Here is a 16,997-nt window from a genome sequence, read left to right as displayed (position 1 = left end):
AGTAGAAAGTCACTTTTTCTATTTTTACTGGCTTTTGTCCCAGCCTCTTTTTATCGATTATAAATTATTATTTAACAACGTTAGCTGCTTGTGGTCCACGATTACCTTCTTCGATGTCGAAAGTAACTGTTTGACCTTCTTCTAAAGATTTGAAACCTTCGCCTTGAATTGCTGAGAAGTGTACGAATACGTCGTCTCCACCTTCAACCTCGATAAATCCAAAACCTTTATCTGCGTTAAACCATTTTACTGAACCTGTGTTCATATGAAATTCCTCCATTGTGCACAATGTACACGTTTATTACTTTGGTTGTTCTGATAATAATTCAAGACGATGATATAAATTGTGATGTTATGACATAAATCCTGTATTGCTAGCACGAACAATTAAGTTATTTATAGCATAACACATGTCACTCAAAAAAGATACCGTCTTCTTTATATATTTAAAAGACGGTCTTCTTGTTCTATTAATGGACCCTTTTTGTTGAATAAGAAACTTAATCATAAATGCAATCCTCATTTGTTTAATTTTTATTATTAGCTGGCAGAGTTTGCATAAGTTCAAAGAAGTATTTAGAATCGCCCGTATTAAAATAGTTATACCAAGATTCTAATGTGTTTGACTTAAAAACATCTAAGTACTCAATGATTTGTTTCGTCCATAGCAAAGCTTCAGTAGAACCGGCAGTAATAAGGTTATTAGATGCAACAGATGGCTGGTCTATATAAAAATCTTGTCCTTTATAATCAGAACAAACCATTTCAAGGAATCCCGGACCATTGCTAGTATGTGGACGGTTATCTAGTATCCCAAAATTAGCAAGTGCTGCGGTAGCTCCACAGATTGCACATACTGCAGCGCCTACAGAGAGCAGCTCGCTTGCTTTTACGAGAATAGCTTCATGCTTTGGATCATTCCATGTATCTGCACCTGGTAATAACAGCATACTTGCTTCACTTACATTAATGTCATCAATTAAGTAGTCAGGAACTATTGTCATTCCGCCCATTGTACGGATTGATTGTTTGGAGTAACTGACTGTTTTAATCGATACTTGGTTCGCTTCTTCTTTGAAAAACCTCCTAGAATGCAACTCCGAAGTAACATATCCTAGTTCCCAGTCAGCTAAAGTATCAAGTACATAAATATAAATTGTTTTCATCATTTTCCTCCATTTAATTGTAATAGATTGGTTGTTTCACTATTATTATACGTATCTATTGTTGACACCAATATGGCAACAATCTGGAATGGAGAATTTTTTTGAAAGGCGGTTAACAGATGAAAGTTAGCAGGCTTGTTAGCATTATTATGGTACTACTCGATAAAGAACGGATAAGCGCACAGGAGTTAGCAAATATGTTTGAAGTTTCGAAACGCACAATCTACCGTGATATAGATGCCATCAACATGGCAGGTATTCCAATTTACTCAACATCAGGAGTAGGAGGCGGCTTTGAAATCATGAAAAACTATAAAATGGATAGTAAGGTTTTTTCAACTACTGATATTTCTACTATTTTGACAGGACTTTCTAGCCTCTCCAATATGATGCAAAGTAACGAACTGGTAAATACTCTTGCGAAAGTAAAAAGTTTTATCCCGGTGGATAGAGCTGACGAGATAAAATTAAAAACAGATCAAATACATATCGATTTAAGTCAGTGGATAGGTTATAGGAACGTACAGCCATATTTAGAAATCATAAAAATAGCTTTGCAAGAAAACAAGCTGCTTTCGTTTGAATATGCCGACCGTCATGGAAATAAAACGAAACGGGAAGTTGAATCCTATCAAATTGTATTGAAGAGTAATCATTGGTATTTTCAAGGATACTGTTATAAAAGAAATGATTTCCGTCTGTTCAAATTAGCTCGTATATCAAATTTAAAATTAGAAGAGATTTTCTTTACACCAAGAGATTATCAAAAACCACTATTGGATTTCACGGATATTTTGTCAACGATACAATCAAAGATCAAACTTCGTATTCATAAATCTGTCATGGATAGAGCACTTGATTATTGTATGTATGAAGATTTTTCACCAGATGGTGCTGAGCACTACATTGTTACTTTTCCTTTTATAGAAAACGACTATTATTACAATATCCTTTTAAGCTTTGGTGATAAATGTGAATGCTTAGAGCCTTTATATATCCGGACAGCATTAAAACGGAAAATAGATGATCTAGCTAAGTTATATGAAAATTAAATCAAGAATCTTAATTTTATCCTTATACATTCTAAAGAGCATCATTTTTCAAAGTAAAGTGATGCTCCAGTTCTATATAATGTATCAACTAATTGAGAAAACTCCTCAGAAGATAAGTCCTTATTTCGTTGAATCCAAAGACGAAACAAAGAAAATGAGGTTGTTATTTGAAATTCAATTAAGTATGGTGTCAGTAAATCATTTTTTGAGTAATCTAATTTCAATCTATCTTGAAAAACCTCTTTTTTTAAACGGTCTAAAAAACGGACACTTCCATAATCCCCTAAAATAGCACGAAAACTTAGCATATATTTCTCTTCCTCTAAACAAGAAAGCGCATTATTAACAGCTTCCTTTGCAGATAGTTGTTTGTTTTCTAACCCCATTTTTATATAACTCAGTAATTCATCTTCAACATATGTTAATAATTCGTAGATATCAGAAAAGTATTGATAAAAAGTGCTGCGGTTATACCCCGCTTTATTTGTTATTTCCTGAATTGATATTTTTTCTATTGGCTTTTCCATGTACAATTCACAAAAATTATCTACAATATTTCTTTTCGTTTTTTTGGTGATTTCTGGTTTCTTTTTCATAGTTCGTCTCCTTTTTTGATAAATAGACTATCCAACAATAATAAAAAAATTGATGGTTGATGAAATTAGTTTATAATCATATACTTTTCATCATACAACACGTTGTTGCATAATCAAAGTGAAATAAATGGAGGAGAAATATGATAGCTAAAAGTAGAATTTTAATTTTTGGTGCAGGTGTTATAGGAAGTGCGTATGCAACCAAATTCATAGAGGCTGGATTTGATGTCACCTTATTTGCACGTTCTAACAGATTTATTGCATTGAAGGAAAAGGGCTTACAATACAACAAGAAAGGTGAGACTAAATCTGTAAAAGTAAATGTGATTAATAAACTTGAAAATGACGATGTGTATGATTTCATTTTTGTTACCGTTCGTTATGAACAATCTGAAGCAGCTTTACTAACTTTAAAGAATAACAAAAGCAAAAATATTGTTACAATGATGAATAACTCATTTGGATTTTCTTTGTGGCAACGTATTATTGGAGATAAACTTTTACCTGCTTTTCCTGGAATTGGCGGTCAAATCAGAGATGGCGTATTGTATGCTCGATTTCCACCTAAATTTCTGGCAGGAGCTGTATTTGGAGAAGTAAACGGTTCGGTCACAGAACGGATAAAAAGTCTTGCTGAATTATTTGAAGCAGCAAATCTTCCTTACAAAATGAATAATAATATGAATGATTATTTAATAACACATTCTGTATCAGATATTGCAATGATCGGTGCTTTACATCTTGACAATAAGATAGTCGATGAAAAAACAATTAGATCCAGAAAAACTGCACATGGAATCACAGTCACTTTAAAAAAATATTTAAATGCAATACAAAAAGCTGGTGTTACGCTTGAACCATCACTCTATAAAATCATACTTAAATGTCCAGGTTTTATTCTCGATTTTTTCTTTATGATTTGGCTGCGCACTAAAATGGTAAATGATATGTTAGTTTCAGAATTTGCAAATAGTGCAAACAATGAAGTATTAAAATTAAATAAAGATTTATTACATTTTTTAAAACGGAATAATGTTAATACAGATAAACTATAGAACTTATTCTCTTAGCAGCCCTAATTTATATTAATTAATTTGCTTAAAAATATCTCACTAACCTACTTTTTTATATTAAATTAGTTGAATCCATTTATTATAATATATCAAAGTTGTCCACAGAAAATGCTCCCTACCAAAATTCAATGAAAAAACAAAATTCCCTGTCAAAATTTTTTATTGGCAGGGAACTAATTCCATCTTTATGAAAATAAAAGCTTGGTGATTACTACTAACCTTCCATTTGGACAATGGAATCATGTTTTTTAAGATCCAATATTAACAGAAGCGGTGATTGACCGACTTATTCATCATTCACATTTACTCCTTTTTAACGGTGAAAATTTCCGTTACAAGGATTCATTCATACACCAATAATTCGAGACAGCAAGCGACATACATTTTTTACTTGCCAAATACAGCCAGTTGCACAGTCAAATCACCCTCTTTTTAAATAAGATACAGAAAAGCACATCAAAATTTCATGTAGGAGGGGGTGAAATACCGTTGAATGAAAGCTATTATCATAGTAGAAAGCTACGTGGCAGGGATTCCTGTCCAAATTGCCACTGCCATCATTGCAGTAAAGAGCGCAAAAAGATTCATGAGGGAAATGAAAATAGCACATCCAATACAAATACATTTAATCCTGTATTTAATCCATCCATTACAGTCAATATATCCCCTGAATATACACTAGCCCCCATAGGAGTGGAGACTGTCCAATACCTTACCCTTGCCGAAGAAGGGAAAAAGGTTTACACGAATAAAGATGCATTAAAGCAATATGGAAGTAGTGATATACTTGATCCGGACAATGTTTCCACTCTAAATTTATTTGTCAATGGAGTGTTGCAGCCCCAATCTGTTTACAATGTCGAGGAAGGTATTCTTCACTTAGAATCTAGTGACCTCCCTCCAAAGGATGCCCCAATTACGCTTCTGTTTGTCACGGTTAAAAGATAATATTACCTCTCCATCTAGTAAATATGCCTTTTTTAATGGGACATTTCGTTAACTTCCAATACGGACTAGTTAGTCTGACCAAGCATTTCCAACTCCTCTTCATAGAATAAAATGTGGTTGATAGAAAATTGGAGGTGAAAATAAACATGGCACTTCAGTTAATGAAAATCGCTATTAGCGGCACAATTGACACAGATGTTAATCCTGATTCCGCGAAATTCTTTTACATCACAACAGAAGATACGGCAGCAGGAAGTACCTTATCTATTGATGCTGCAAGTTTTCTGGGGGATGATGGTGTAGAGGTAACGACACTTCCAGAACTTGCAGAAGATAATAGTTATTTCACTGTGGAAATTAACGGTGTTGAACAAATGCAAGGCATATCAACATATACACCAGGTGCTACAGGAACTGGTTCATTAGACATTGCTGTTCCTGCTGGTGGAGGGTCAATTCCAGCAAACCAAACCGTTATCTTGCAAGTCGTTAATTTCGCAGCAACATCCTCAGGGACATTTGACACCTAAAATAAAAGTACTACCTTTGTGCCCATCAGATACTGGTAGGGCACAAAGAAATTTATCTATTTTCGCCATAAACACCTCATATAAATAAAAGTTTGTTTAAATTACCGCACTTTTTTGGAAGTCTGAAGTGTGTGTTCAAAAAGTAGGAAAATTAGAAGCAAGAAGGTCAAGGCGACGTGGCTTTTACGAACGGATCGTATGCTTTTAAACACGTGAGTATCGGAAAAGCCACGTCAACGTAGAGATTGGCAGCTTATCATTTTGATACTTTTTGAACATCCTCTTGAATAACATTATACTGTCATACTTTTAATTTCTTTTAAAGAATAACTGGGGGGATAGTTATGAGTATTGAATTCTTTACATTGGGTCCGACAGCTATTCAAATATTTAAGGCAGGAGAGCAAAACGAATTGTTTATGGACAGGCTACGTCAAATGCAAATGGTGTAGCTACACTCTATTTCACAGACAATGGATTAGCTGATGGAAATCCATTATTAGATACGATTGATTATGCAGTGTCAAGCGTATATTCAACAAATTCTACGATAAATGCAAGACCAAGAGTGCAAATGCGTGAGAAGAATATTACTGGAAAATATGTTTCGGCCAATGTTACAAATATTAGTGGTGTCACCGTTCTAGGCATAAATGTATTGGGTTCGGAAAATCCAATGAGTGGGATTGTTGTGGATTTTATGATTTTGGGTAGTTTTCATAATTAAGATAGGCCTTCTCCGAATGGAAAGGTATCAATAAATGTACTTGTTCGAATATCATATCATGGGGTGTTTTATTTTGTTCCACTAATTTTGGATAGTATAAAACATAGATAATGAATAAATTGAAATCATGAAGTAATACAGTAATAATCCTCCCCATAATACGAATAGTGATTGGATTATTGGAAATATAGTGCCAGCAAAAACTAGTAATAAAGAGCATAATAATGATTGTCCGAACCACAATATTTAACATATTCTCCTCAAACAAATTCTCCTTTCTTTAGAATTTGAATATATAAAGGTAGACACTTCAAGAATGATGACGTGTCTATGCTTTTGTAATATATTAAGCTATAATAGTCACATATTGGCATGTGAAAGGGAGTAAATCTGTCTTATTATAAGGGCAGTATTCCTTTGTTATACCATTGATTGTGAGAGTTTCCTCGGCTAAACACCATTTAAAAAGGAGTACCAAATATATGGCAGAATTACTAAAGAGCAAGTATAATTACGAGTCGGTTCACGGGCTGGCTTTAAATATTAGAGCTGTATATCATTCGTTTCAGGTTGATGATTTTGTCAACGATATTATGGACGAAACATGGGAAGGGTTAGGACTAAAAGACCGCATGCGGCAAATTGCTATAAATCTAGGAAAGTATTTGCCAACTGATTATGAACAGGCGCTCGGTATCCTTGATAAGGTCATTGCGTTAAATCCTGCAGGATTTAACGACTTTTCTTTAATGTACTTTCCGAATTTTGTTGAAGTCTATGGGCAGGCTGAGTGCCATTGGGATTTGTCAATTGCTGCGTTAGAAAGATATACCCCATCCTCCTCTTCTGAGTTTGCCGTGAGGCCCTTTATCATAAACCATGAAGAGCGTATGATGTCTCAAATGGCGGCTTGGGCCAGGCATGACAATGAGCATGTCCGTCGGCTTGCCAGCGAGGGTTGTCGCCCTCAGCTGCCATGGGGACAAGCATTGACTAGTTTCAAAAAAGACCCGTCACCAGTTATTAGTATTTTAGAGCAGCTGAAAGGTGACCCGTCGCTCTATGTCCGTAAAAGCGTGGCCAATAACCTAAACGATATTTCCAAAACACATCCTGACCTGGTTGTAGAAATTGCCAAGGATTGGTACGGTGAAAACGAACATACTGATTGGATTGTAAAACATGGGTGCAGGACACTTCTTAAAAAGGGCAACAGAGATGTGTTAGGCATCTTTGGGTTTGCAAATCCCGATTATGTAAATGTTGCCGACTTCGCGCTGGATACTACATCCATTTCCATTGGAGAGAATTTGGCCTTTTCCTTTAAGATTGAAGCAAAAAAAGCAACCAAGATACGGCTGGAATATGGCATGGATTATGTGAAAGCAAATGGTAAGCGAAACCGTAAAATATTCCAAATATCCGAGCTTTCTTTAAAGAAAAGCGAGAGGAAGGCTTACACAAAAACACATTCCTTTGCAAATCTAAGTACAAGAAAGCATTACACCGGCCTCCATTCGGTTACACTTATTGTGAACGGCACCGAGCAGGGTACGCTGAATTTTGAAGTATTAGCTGCTAAATAGTATACTCTACCAGCAGGCTGTCGGGGCTGTTTTCTTTAGTCTCCTAATTTCGCAGTGTAGACAAACTCATTTCTGACTGTCACAAGCTGAATATTAAAGTGGTTAATCTTTGATTCCGTCAAGGTGCCCTTATCATTTTCAATATGTACTACTTCTGTCCATGTTACTTCCCTTTTTATAAAAATACATAAAAGGCTATAAACCCTTGTATAGTAAGGATTTATAGCCTTCTGAAATTATTTTACATTATTTACCAACTACTCCCACTCGATCGTTGCCGGGGGCTTAGAAGTAACATCATACACTACTCTGTTTATATTATCTACATCATTCACCAAACGGGTAGAAATCTTCTCCAAAACATCCCAAGGAATCCTCGCCCAATCCGAAGTCATTCCATCAATCGAAGTTACTGCACGAATACCAATTGTATGTGCATACGTACGAGCATCTCCCATGACACCAACACTCTTGATGTTTGGAAGAACAGTGAAGTACTGCCAGATATCACGGTCAAGACCCGCTTTAGCAATTTCTTCACGAAGGATTGCATCGGATTCACGAACGATTTCCAAATGCTCTTCCGTTACTTCACCCAGAATACGGATAGCAAGACCTGGTCCCGGGAATGGCTGACGCCAAACGATACGGTCAGGAATTCCAAGCTGGGAGCCTAGTTCACGTACTTCATCTTTAAATAATGTATTTAGCGGCTCGATTAATTCAAATTGCATGTCCTCCGGCAGGCCACCTACATTATGATGTGATTTAATCGTTTGTGCTGTATCTGTACCACTTTCAATTACATCTGTGTAAAGTGTTCCCTGCGCCAGGAAGTCAATATCTTTTAATTTAGCTGCTTCATCATCAAATACATAGATGAATTCATTTCCGATAATTTTACGTTTTTGCTCTGGATCGGAAATGCCTGCTAATTTAGTTAAGAAACGGTCCTTTGCATCGACTTTGATAATGTTCATCTGGAAGTCTTCTGCAAAGACATCCATTACATCATCTGCTTCATTTTTACGAAGAAGACCATGGTCAACAAAGATACAAGTCAGCTGGTCGCCGATTGCTTTATGGATTAAAGCTGCAACAACAGAGGAGTCTACGCCGCCGCTTAATGCGCAAAGTACTTTACGGTCGCCGACAGTTTCTTTGATTTTTTCTGTTTCCATTTCGATAAAGTTAGCAATAGTCCAGTCACCTGTACATTTACATACATCGAAGACGAAGCTGTTTAATAAATCATTTCCGTACTCGGAATGACGTACTTCTGGATGAAATTGCACACCATACATCTTTTTATCCTGGTCACTGATTGCCGCTACAGGTGTAGACGGGCTTGTTGCATCTACGATGAATGAAGGCGGTGCTGCTGTTACTTTATCACCATGGCTCATCCATACAGTCTGCTTTGTCGGTGTATCTTTAAATAAAGCCGGGCTTTCATTTAATTCAATTAATGCTTTTCCATATTCACGGTTTTTGGATGCTTCGACTTTTCCGCCAAAATGCAGGGACATTAATTGCATGCCGTAGCAAATACCAAGGACAGGAATTCCAAGCTCAAAAATTTCCTCATCACAACGGAAGCTGTCTTCACCATAAACACTATGCGGTCCGCCAGAAAGAATGATTCCTTTTGGATTCATTTCTTTAATTTCTGCAGCTGTAAGCTTATGTGAATGAAGCTCACTATACACGCCAAATTCACGGATGCGGCGTGTGATTAATTGGTTATATTGACTGCCAAAATCTAACACCAGTACTAATTCATTATTTTCCATAACTAGACTCCAATCTATATCTTTTCTAAAGGATAACTTATGAACTATACGTTCTTTTGCCTCTGTTTCACCTATAAAAAAACCGGATTTCACCTTTCTATTTCCTGCAGCTGACGCACAAAAAATAATAGAAAGGCAGAATCCGGATAGCATAAACGAACCTTCTTCTGCCTTCATAGTCGAATCATTTACGGTGACTCGGTAGAAACTTTCGAACCTTATTTTCGAGGATATACGAAAGGCATATTCAAACGAATAATTTTATTACATAGATGTTAATAAGCATCTATTTTATGTGCAGATTTTAATCTTTCCTACACTATTTCCTTTTTCATTCTACTAATTGATGCTCCCCGGGTCAAGCCATTATTTGATTGATTAAATTTTTCCATAATTGAATTATTTCTTCTTTTCCACCTGTTAACCTTTTACTGTAAATCATTCGTTCATAAACCCTGGTTAGTTTGCTCATTTCTTTGGTGCGTAAATCATCATCTATTCGTTGGGATAATTCTCTCAACGTTTCATCACTGCCCCGCTGGTATCCTTTTTTATCAGCAAGCTTTAGCAGATAGAGATATGCTTCCTGGAATGCTGTATCATCAAAATCATGCTCCAGCTTTCGTTGGATGAAATAGATGCGTATCTGTCTTCTCTTCTTAAAAACGACAAATCCTGCGAGCAGAAGAATAATTCCTATCCCAATGAAAGCATAGCCCGGTTGGATTGAATTGCTTGTCTCTTCATCAGATGCAGCAGTATCTTCTTCCTGTTCTGCTGTTTCATCTGTCTCTTCTTCCTCTTCAGCTTCTTCATCCTGTTCCACATCCGGTGCTTCTACCGGATCCTCTTCCTCGTTAACTTGGGAATCATTTTCTTCTACATCTGCATCGAAATCAGCCATATTTGTAAAACCCTGTGTCGGTTCAAAAGGCACCCAGCCAACTCCTGGAAAATATACTTCCACCCAGGAATGGGCATTGCTATTGGTAATTTGATTCACATGATTTTCTTCTTCTAAGTTTGAATCAATCCGTTCGCCGCTTGTAAATCCTTTCGCCCATCTGGCTGGTATGCCCTCTGATCTGAGCATAACAACCATTGCAGTGGAGAAGTTGTCACAATAGCCAATCTGCGTCTCAAATAAAAATTGGTCGACATAATCCTCTTCTTCTCTTGGCCGGGGAATATTCGTTGTCTGGTATTCAAAGCCATTTGCGCTGAAATAACGCTCGATAGCTCTTGCTTTATCATATCTCGTTTCATGTCCGGCTGTTATTTCTTCTGCCAAATCACCCACTCTGGCCGGCAGATTCTCCGGCAGCTGTGTATAACGGTCACGAATTGTTCTGGAATCCTGTTCAGAATTATCTCGAAGTGTGTCAATATCAAAGGATGGATTCTCATAGGATACTTCATAAGATTCCAGAACTCTCTCTTCTCCATTTAGTGTCGTTTCTATGGACTCCAGACTTTCATCAAGCTGGAACCTCACATTCTCTCCTGTTGTAATAGAGGAAACACCATAAGGATAGACCAGCTTTGGCAGCCGGCTGCTTCCCGTAAAGTTGATTTCTGCTTCTAATGCTTCTGTTTCCACATTATTACGGAAGGTCGATAATGAAATCTGACCGTCCATCTGATCAAGAAGGTACCTCTCCTGAGACGTCTCCCATCCTTTGCCTGTGTATACGTCCTTTGTTTCTACCCGCCAGTAATGATCTTCCTCTACTACAGCTTCAAATAGAACCGTATCGTCCTGGACAAAGGAGCCTCCCAGCTGCGTGTCATCTTCTCCATATCCAACCCGTCCAGTTCCAAAACTTCCATTCCCAAAATTACCTGCAGCTCCTTCTAAGAAGGGCAGCGGGTCCGGCCATTGCGGATCAGCTTTTGGTGCTTGATAACCAATGAAGGTAACAACCGCAACCAATAAAATCAGCGGCAACAGCCAATATTTTAGCCTTTGCCCTACAGAGATTGGAATGTCCTTATTTTCGATTTCTCTGCTCAAACTGGACATCCCCAGTGCAAGAAAAGAAATAATAAAAATACGTACAATTGCTATAGAGCCTTCGTATACCGTGAATGTATCGAGGATCCCTATATATATAAATGTCAAAATAATAAATAGAATAATATTTTTCATTCTGACAAACCAATAATAAAGCAGATAACTCATCAGCCAAATAAGAAGCAGGAATAATACACTCCGGAAAAAGGTAGTGAGCATATACCACTGGCCGGAAAACATCAGCTCTATATTATACGTTATTTCCTGGAGCGATTCCCCGATCCAGTTAAGATCCAAAAAGCTCGTTTCAAAATAAAGCATATGGATAATAAAAAGTAAACCCAATCCCTTTACAGGTACACTTATCAGCCAATGTAATTGAAAGTAGGAAATAAAAAAGCAATACAGCGCAAATAAAACAAATACTCCGATGCTTGTATCAGAAATATCACCAAGCGGATAGAGCCATTCTAAGAAGAGGCAAAATCCTGCAATGTATAATAACAGCGTATGCAGCGTCTTTACTTGTTTCTGACTCCTCTTCATCTGAAATTCACCTCAACAGGATCCGTTGCCAGCTGTTCCAGACTTAATTCCTGTACAGCAATATCTGAAAAACGAAGCGGCTCCAAAATACGCTTTTCATCTCCTGATAGCAGCTTTTCCGGATGGATATAAATAATGGCAAAATGCTTGATACGCTGTCTTGCTTCTAAAATGGCTTCTGCCAAAAAGGGATCAATAGATGTTAACACCAGGAAAATACTGTCGACTTTATTTAAATGAGACATTTCTTCTCGGAATCGTATGGAAAAAGCTTTCTCTTCCTCCTGTCTGACTGTCAGAAGATAGTTCTTCATTAATGATTTTTGATGCTCATTATGCCCCAGTTCAAATAGATGTGCTCTTTTACCGATAGAAAGAAAGCTTGTTTCATAGTCTTTCTTTTCCAGCTTTTCAATAAGTGATAAGCTCAATTCAATGGAAGCTTCATAGAGCAGTTGATTCTCCTTCTCATGCTTGTAATTGTCATGAATCAGTAAAATATCTGTGCTTTTTTCCCTGTCAAATTCCTTTGTCATCATCGTTTGTTTTCTGGCTGTCTGTTTCCAGTCAATCCATGTAAAGCGGTCCCCCGGGGCATATTCTCTAATTCCTGAAGCAACCGTTGTATTTGTCTGCTGCAGCTGATTAGATATAACTCCGCCCTGTTCATAGCTTGCCATATCACTCATTAAACGGATGTCGTGTACATATGGGGAGACAGCAAATGTATTTTGAACCTTAAAATCATAGCTTTTTTTTATAAAACCAAATATTTCTCCGGTTTGGATCGTTATTTTCTCCAATGTATGCTCTCCGCGCGGTAAGGATTGCAGTGAGTAGCTGAATGTGAATTTTCTGCGGAATAGAGGAAATAACATGCGTATCAGTCTGCGGGAAACTGTCATTTTTCCAGACGTTTGGGAAGTAAGATATTTCGCTTTTTTTGTATCCTCCTTCATTAGAGACTGTGGAAAATTCTCTTCAAAGGTACAATACAATAAAGGAAAGGGAAGCCTCCGCTTCATATGCACCTTCACTATAATTTCATCTCCGGCCTGTCGGACCGGCTGTTCAATTTCCCGGTAAACCTGCCATGTCCTTAATGGATAGCAGGCAAACAGAAGCTGATATATTCCAATCGGAAGGAAGCTGTAAAATAAAAACCAGCTTACAAATCCGCCCTGGAACATGGCATAACAGAAGAGAATAATCATCAGTGCTAAAACGCCAATGCTGCGAAAGATGATACGAAGATTCTTTCTCATTCTGCAATGCCTTTCTTAATCGGAATATGTGCAGATTGAATAATAGAATCGATTAATGCTTCATTGGTTGTTCCTTGATAACGTGCTTCTGCCTTCAGGATAACCCGGTGGGATAAAACAAACGGTGCCAAGTACTTCACATCATCCGGGATAACATAATCTCTGCCCTCGATATACGCATAAGCCTTTGAAGCTTCCATTAAAGCAAGTGATCCTCTCGGGCTCACTCCTAAATAAATAGAGCTATGCGATCTCGTGCGTGTGACAATATTCAGAATATACGCCTGAATGGTTTCATCCATATAAATATCCTTTGCCTCTCCTTGTGCCAGCAGCAGCTCCTCCTGAGACATGACTGCCTGGATTTCTTCTATCGGATGGTGGCTTGTGTTTCTCGCAAGCATCTCTAATTCATCCTCATAGGTTGGGTAGCCCATACGCAGCTTTAATAGAAAACGATCCAGCTGTGCTTCCGGCAAGGGGTAGGTTCCTTCATATTCAATTGGATTTTGAGTCGCCATTACAAAAAAGGGGCTCTGCAGCCGTCGTGTTTCTCCGTCCACTGTAACACTTTTTTCCTCCATTGCCTCCAGCAGCGCTGACTGGGTCTTTGGAGATGTCCGGTTAATTTCATCTGCCAACAGAATATTGCCAAAGACAGGACCCTTCCGAAACTCAAATTCTAATTCCTTCGGGTTGTATATAGAAACGCCTGTCACATCAGACGGAAGCAAGTCTGGTGTAAATTGAATTCTAGTAAAATCACAATTCACCGATTTTGCCAGCGTACGGACCAGCATCGTTTTCCCTACACCAGGAACATCCTCCAGCAGGACATGACCTTCTGTTAATAAGGCAACTAAACTAAGCTTTACAATTTCCGCTTTACCGAAAATGACGCTATTGACATTATTTAAAACTTCTTGAATCTGTGTATTTTCTATTACTTTCTCCTGTTCCATCATCACCCTCCTCATCTGCCTGAACCTTTCTACCTTTTATGTTACTATAACAGGCTCAATATTTAAACGAATTGCCTTCTAAATTAGTTATCTTTTATTATTGACAAATTACGCTGCAGATATTCAGCAGTCCTCATTCTATTTCGATAATGAAACCTTACAGGATAAAGTAAACTTCAGGTCAATGAATAACTCTATCTTTTTAGTTTTAGAATAAATTCTCTTCATTCCTAAATAAAAAGCAGCGTGAGGTTCTTCTTCCCCAGCTGCTCCTATTCTGATATACTATGAAAAATTCTTAAGTGCACTCCCTACCATAATGTAAGGCGCTGTTTGGTGTCAGGCTCAGGATACGCATCATTTATATGCTTCAGCTCCTGATCCGTTAATGAAATATCCGCTGCCTTCACATTGTTTAGCACATGATCAGGATTACTTGATTGCGGTATAGCTATCGTTTTTCCATTCCGAATGGACCAGGCTAACAGGATTTGAAATACATCTGCTTTATGCTCTTCCGCAATATCCTTCAGCACCTGCTGTTTTGTTAAATCCGCACCAAAACTATCACCGCGATCAATAGGAGAATAAGCAATCACTGGCATGTCATACTTATCCATCATGGGCACTAAATCAAATTCAATACCTCGATTCGCTACATTATAGCGTACCTGATTCACTTTACAATTTTCTCCACCGGGTGATTGGATAGCCTGCTCCAGATCATACACATCTAAATTAGAAACTCCCCACGCTTTAATTTTACCTTGATTTCTTGCATTCTCTAAAGCTTCCACCGTTTCTTCCAATGGAACATCTTCCTTCCAATGAAGTAAATATAAATCGAGATAGTCTGTTTCCAGCCTTCTTAAACTGTTATCTAAGCTGATTGGCAAATCCTTTTTCGATGCGTTGGATGGAAGTACTTTAGAAATAAGAAACAGCTCTTCACGGGAATAAGGCTTAATAGCACTGGCAATCAGCTTTTCAGCATTCCCGCTGCCATACATTTCAGCAGTATCAATTAATTGGACACCATTATCAAGACCGGTGCGGATTGCCTGCACTTCCTGGTCAAATGTGTCAGATTTGTCTCCCATATTCAAGGTACCCAACCCGATTGGCAATACCTCTCTTCCCGCAATTTTCACCTTTTTCATTTTCTGCACTCCTTTTTTACAATCTGCTTTCTATGTTTGTTCCACTCTTGGAAGGTGGTGAAACACGAAAAAGATGAGAAAGGGTAATCAGCTGCTTTCTTAAACAGGTCTAATCGAGTCTATTAAGGTAAAGGTTTGTTCCTCTGTATCAAATTCATATTTAAATATACAGCAGTTGGTGAAAACTAATAACAATGATTACTTTATTTTATCCTCTAAATTTGCCAGGAATTTTGCTGGGTTTCCTCCAACAATCGTATCTGGCGGGACATCCTTCGTAACTACTGATCCTGCTGCGACAACAGAATTTTCACCAACTGTTACACCCGGCAGAATGGTTGAATGAGAGCCTATCCATGTTCTCTCCTTTAACTCAATCGTTTTAAGATACATCGTTCCTCTATTTAAGGGATTATAATCATGATTTATGGTTGCAAAAACAACATTATGCCCGATTAAGCTTTCATCACCGATAATGATTTTTCCCTGATCCTGAAATCGGCATCCAGAGTTAATAAATACATTTTTCCCTATTGTTAAGTTCTTCCCAAAATCAGAGGTGAATGGTACAAATAAAGAAAAGCCTTCATCTAACTCCTGCCCGATAATTTGAGTTACCTGCTTCCTGATTTCTTCATCCGTATAAACGCCATTATTCAGGATGGCACATAAGCGTCTTGTTTCATTTGATACTTCAACCATTGCTTTATTAACTTCTGACCCACCCTGAATCACACCTTCTGCCGCCATTTTTGACAAAAGTTCTTCTAATTCCATATTAACCGTTCCCTTCCATCTATAATTTCATCCGCTATTCAAACCAGGCCTTGTAATGTCTATGTTTCCCGGCCAAACTTACTTTTATTTAAACATAGCCTGATATTCATTGCTATGATTTAATAATGCTTATCCTCCCTATTTGTCTTTCCAGATGAATAAATAAAATGATAATTAAAATCTTCAACACTTTTTCGAGAAAAGATAGGAAGCCTAAAAACATAAAAACCGCCTAAACAAAATTTAAGCTAGGCGGCTTCTTATATAATCTATTCATTTCGCGGCAAGATTTTTACTGTAGCACTCACCGGCCCTTTTCCAATCATAGGTGCCAGATATCTGCTGGAACTATATTTTTCTTTGTACGCTTGATCAATTTTTTCAGTCAGTGCAGAGCCTGGTTCTATCGGCTCGAAAAAGACGTCATATTCCTGACCTGCTAATTTTATTTTTCCTGCTCTTTGTTTCCCAGCCGATTGATACCATCTGGAGTTCTGTCCATTGTAAGCTCTGACATATAAATCATTATCTGCTACTACAGACCAGATCCAGGTTGGTGTTCCAGGTGTTTTTCCATCGTCGTAAAATGGCGAGATATACATATCATCGGCTTTCGAAAATAGTTGAAGCTGTTCCTCTGTCCAATTATTTTCCATTGCTTTTCATCTCCTTTTTATTATAATTCCTATCTTAATACCTAAAGCCTACTTTAGGTCAAGTAATCAGATTTTCATTTTGTGGAAAAGTAAGACAGCATAGCTGATTTGTTATGTTAATTGCTTAAACTCATTTGAATAACAAA

General features: G+C 37.6%; 15 protein-coding genes, 2 pseudogenes and 1 riboswitch. Of the genes and pseudogenes, 6 read left to right on the top strand and 11 right to left on the bottom strand.

Features of this window, described 5'->3' with window-relative positions:
• Positions 1–67 precede the first annotated feature (67 nt).
• Both MKY30_RS12675 and MKY30_RS12670 read right to left on the bottom strand, forming a co-directional pair.
• Positions 68–265 (bottom strand): cold-shock protein, encoded by a 198-nt coding sequence (locus tag MKY30_RS12675; RefSeq protein ID WP_077604139.1) that lies wholly within the window; start codon positions 263–265, stop codon positions 68–70.
• Between the two features lie 262 nt (positions 266–527).
• On the bottom strand, positions 528–1,166 hold the full coding sequence (locus tag MKY30_RS12670; RefSeq protein WP_339286265.1) for a type 1 glutamine amidotransferase family protein: 639 nt from the start codon (positions 1,164–1,166) through the stop codon (positions 528–530).
• 119 nt (positions 1,167–1,285) lie between these two features.
• Here MKY30_RS12670 and MKY30_RS12665 point away from each other — a divergent pair, with 119 nt between their 5' ends.
• On the top strand, positions 1,286–2,218 hold the full coding sequence (locus MKY30_RS12665) for a helix-turn-helix transcriptional regulator (protein ID WP_339285055.1): 933 nt from the start codon (positions 1,286–1,288) through the stop codon (positions 2,216–2,218).
• Between the two features lie 41 nt (positions 2,219–2,259).
• Here the strand turns inward: MKY30_RS12665 and MKY30_RS12660 are convergent, their stop codons facing one another.
• A complete protein-coding gene (locus MKY30_RS12660) occupies positions 2,260–2,814 on the bottom strand; it encodes a TetR/AcrR family transcriptional regulator (protein WP_339285053.1) in 555 nt (184 codons plus the stop codon).
• Between the two features lie 140 nt (positions 2,815–2,954).
• On the opposite strand from MKY30_RS12660, the gene MKY30_RS12655 reads away from it, so the two are divergent.
• The 4 genes and pseudogenes from MKY30_RS12655 to MKY30_RS12640 all read left to right on the top strand — a co-directional run bounded on the left by MKY30_RS12655 (position 2,955) and on the right by MKY30_RS12640 (position 5,365).
• Positions 2,955–3,869, top strand: a complete 915-nt coding sequence (locus MKY30_RS12655) for a ketopantoate reductase family protein (RefSeq protein WP_339285051.1) — start codon at positions 2,955–2,957, stop codon at positions 3,867–3,869.
• 204 nt (positions 3,870–4,073) lie between these two features.
• A pseudogene (locus tag MKY30_RS12650) lies at positions 4,074–4,247 on the top strand (ATP-binding protein); the annotation flags it as partial.
• Between the two features lie 129 nt (positions 4,248–4,376).
• The gene (locus MKY30_RS12645) at positions 4,377–4,835 is read left to right on the top strand and encodes a DUF4183 domain-containing protein (protein ID WP_341084121.1); all 459 of its coding nucleotides are present in this window, start codon (positions 4,377–4,379) and stop codon (positions 4,833–4,835) included.
• A gap of 146 nt (positions 4,836–4,981) precedes the next feature.
• Positions 4,982–5,365, top strand: coding sequence for a DUF4183 domain-containing protein (locus MKY30_RS12640; RefSeq protein ID WP_212973661.1), 384 nt, complete (start codon positions 4,982–4,984; stop codon positions 5,363–5,365).
• Positions 5,366–6,063: 698 nt separating this feature from the next.
• Here the strand turns inward: MKY30_RS12640 and MKY30_RS12635 are convergent.
• Positions 6,064–6,345, bottom strand: a complete 282-nt coding sequence (locus MKY30_RS12635) for a hypothetical protein (protein WP_339285047.1) — start codon at positions 6,343–6,345, stop codon at positions 6,064–6,066.
• A gap of 229 nt (positions 6,346–6,574) precedes the next feature.
• On the opposite strand from MKY30_RS12635, the gene MKY30_RS12630 reads away from it, so the two are divergent.
• On the top strand, positions 6,575–7,678 hold the full coding sequence (locus tag MKY30_RS12630; RefSeq protein ID WP_339285046.1) for a DNA alkylation repair protein: 1,104 nt from the start codon (positions 6,575–6,577) through the stop codon (positions 7,676–7,678).
• A 257-nt stretch (positions 7,679–7,935) separates the two neighbouring features.
• Here MKY30_RS12630 and guaA read toward each other — a convergent pair whose 3' ends face one another.
• From guaA to MKY30_RS12595, 7 genes and pseudogenes are all read right to left on the bottom strand, one after another.
• Entirely contained in the window at positions 7,936–9,471 is a 1,536-nt protein-coding gene (gene guaA, locus MKY30_RS12625; RefSeq protein ID WP_341085633.1) for a glutamine-hydrolyzing GMP synthase, read from the bottom strand.
• Positions 9,472–9,627: 156 nt separating this feature from the next.
• Positions 9,628–9,729, bottom strand: a riboswitch (purine riboswitch).
• 676 nt (positions 9,730–10,405) lie between these two features.
• Positions 10,406–12,031 (bottom strand): annotated as a pseudogene (locus MKY30_RS12620) (transglutaminase-like domain-containing protein); the annotation flags it as partial.
• Complete coding sequence (locus MKY30_RS12615) at positions 12,028–13,296, bottom strand: DUF58 domain-containing protein (RefSeq protein ID WP_341084117.1); 1,269 nt, start codon at positions 13,294–13,296, stop codon at positions 12,028–12,030. The gene MKY30_RS12615 and the pseudogene MKY30_RS12620, both read right to left, overlap by 4 nt.
• The gene (locus MKY30_RS12610) at positions 13,293–14,258 is read right to left on the bottom strand and encodes an AAA family ATPase (RefSeq protein WP_339285043.1); all 966 of its coding nucleotides are present in this window, start codon (positions 14,256–14,258) and stop codon (positions 13,293–13,295) included. The genes MKY30_RS12615 and MKY30_RS12610 overlap by 4 nt, the downstream gene beginning before the upstream one ends.
• 311 nt (positions 14,259–14,569) lie before the next feature.
• On the bottom strand, positions 14,570–15,418 hold the full coding sequence (locus MKY30_RS12605) for an aldo/keto reductase (RefSeq protein WP_339285042.1): 849 nt from the start codon (positions 15,416–15,418) through the stop codon (positions 14,570–14,572).
• Positions 15,419–15,616: 198 nt separating this feature from the next.
• Positions 15,617–16,195, bottom strand: a complete 579-nt coding sequence (locus MKY30_RS12600; protein WP_147212199.1) for a DapH/DapD/GlmU-related protein — start codon at positions 16,193–16,195, stop codon at positions 15,617–15,619.
• 269 nt (positions 16,196–16,464) lie between these two features.
• A complete protein-coding gene (locus MKY30_RS12595; RefSeq protein ID WP_147212198.1) occupies positions 16,465–16,851 on the bottom strand; it encodes a DUF2255 family protein in 387 nt (128 codons plus the stop codon).
• Positions 16,852–16,997: the final 146 nt, after the last annotated feature.

The sequence above is a fragment of the Oceanobacillus sp. FSL W8-0428 genome (assembly GCF_038004405.1).
GTDB lineage: Bacteria > Bacillota > Bacilli > Bacillales > Amphibacillaceae > Oceanobacillus > Oceanobacillus sojae.
Note: the sequence above shows the minus strand (reverse complement) of the source record. Positions and strands in the feature narration are given on the sequence as shown.

Excerpts from the sequence above, each read along its gene's own strand:
- MKY30_RS12655 (WP_339285051.1), top strand. The coding sequence starts at position 2,955 with ATGATAGCTAAAAGTAGAATTTTAATTTTTGGTGCAGGTGTTATAGGA.
- guaA (WP_341085633.1), bottom strand. The coding sequence starts at position 9,471 with ATGGAAAATAATGAATTAGTACTGGTGTTAGATTTTGGCAGTCAATAT.
- MKY30_RS12615 (WP_341084117.1), bottom strand. The coding sequence starts at position 13,296 with ATGAGAAAGAATCTTCGTATCATCTTTCGCAGCATTGGCGTTTTAGCA.
- MKY30_RS12600 (WP_147212199.1), bottom strand. The coding sequence starts at position 16,195 with ATGGAATTAGAAGAACTTTTGTCAAAAATGGCGGCAGAAGGTGTGATT.
- MKY30_RS12595 (WP_147212198.1), bottom strand. The coding sequence starts at position 16,851 with ATGGAAAATAATTGGACAGAGGAACAGCTTCAACTATTTTCGAAAGCC.
- MKY30_RS12635 (WP_339285047.1), bottom strand. The coding sequence starts at position 6,345 with ATGTTAAATATTGTGGTTCGGACAATCATTATTATGCTCTTTATTACT.
- MKY30_RS12605 (WP_339285042.1), bottom strand. The coding sequence starts at position 15,418 with ATGAAAAAGGTGAAAATTGCGGGAAGAGAGGTATTGCCAATCGGGTTG.
- MKY30_RS12610 (WP_339285043.1), bottom strand. The coding sequence starts at position 14,258 with ATGGAACAGGAGAAAGTAATAGAAAATACACAGATTCAAGAAGTTTTA.
- MKY30_RS12670 (WP_339286265.1), bottom strand. The coding sequence starts at position 1,166 with ATGAAAACAATTTATATTTATGTACTTGATACTTTAGCTGACTGGGAA.
- MKY30_RS12630 (WP_339285046.1), top strand. The coding sequence starts at position 6,575 with ATGGCAGAATTACTAAAGAGCAAGTATAATTACGAGTCGGTTCACGGG.
- MKY30_RS12665 (WP_339285055.1), top strand. The coding sequence starts at position 1,286 with ATGAAAGTTAGCAGGCTTGTTAGCATTATTATGGTACTACTCGATAAA.
- MKY30_RS12675 (WP_077604139.1), bottom strand. The coding sequence starts at position 265 with ATGAACACAGGTTCAGTAAAATGGTTTAACGCAGATAAAGGTTTTGGA.
- MKY30_RS12660 (WP_339285053.1), bottom strand. The coding sequence starts at position 2,814 with ATGAAAAAGAAACCAGAAATCACCAAAAAAACGAAAAGAAATATTGTA.
- MKY30_RS12640 (WP_212973661.1), top strand. The coding sequence starts at position 4,982 with ATGGCACTTCAGTTAATGAAAATCGCTATTAGCGGCACAATTGACACA.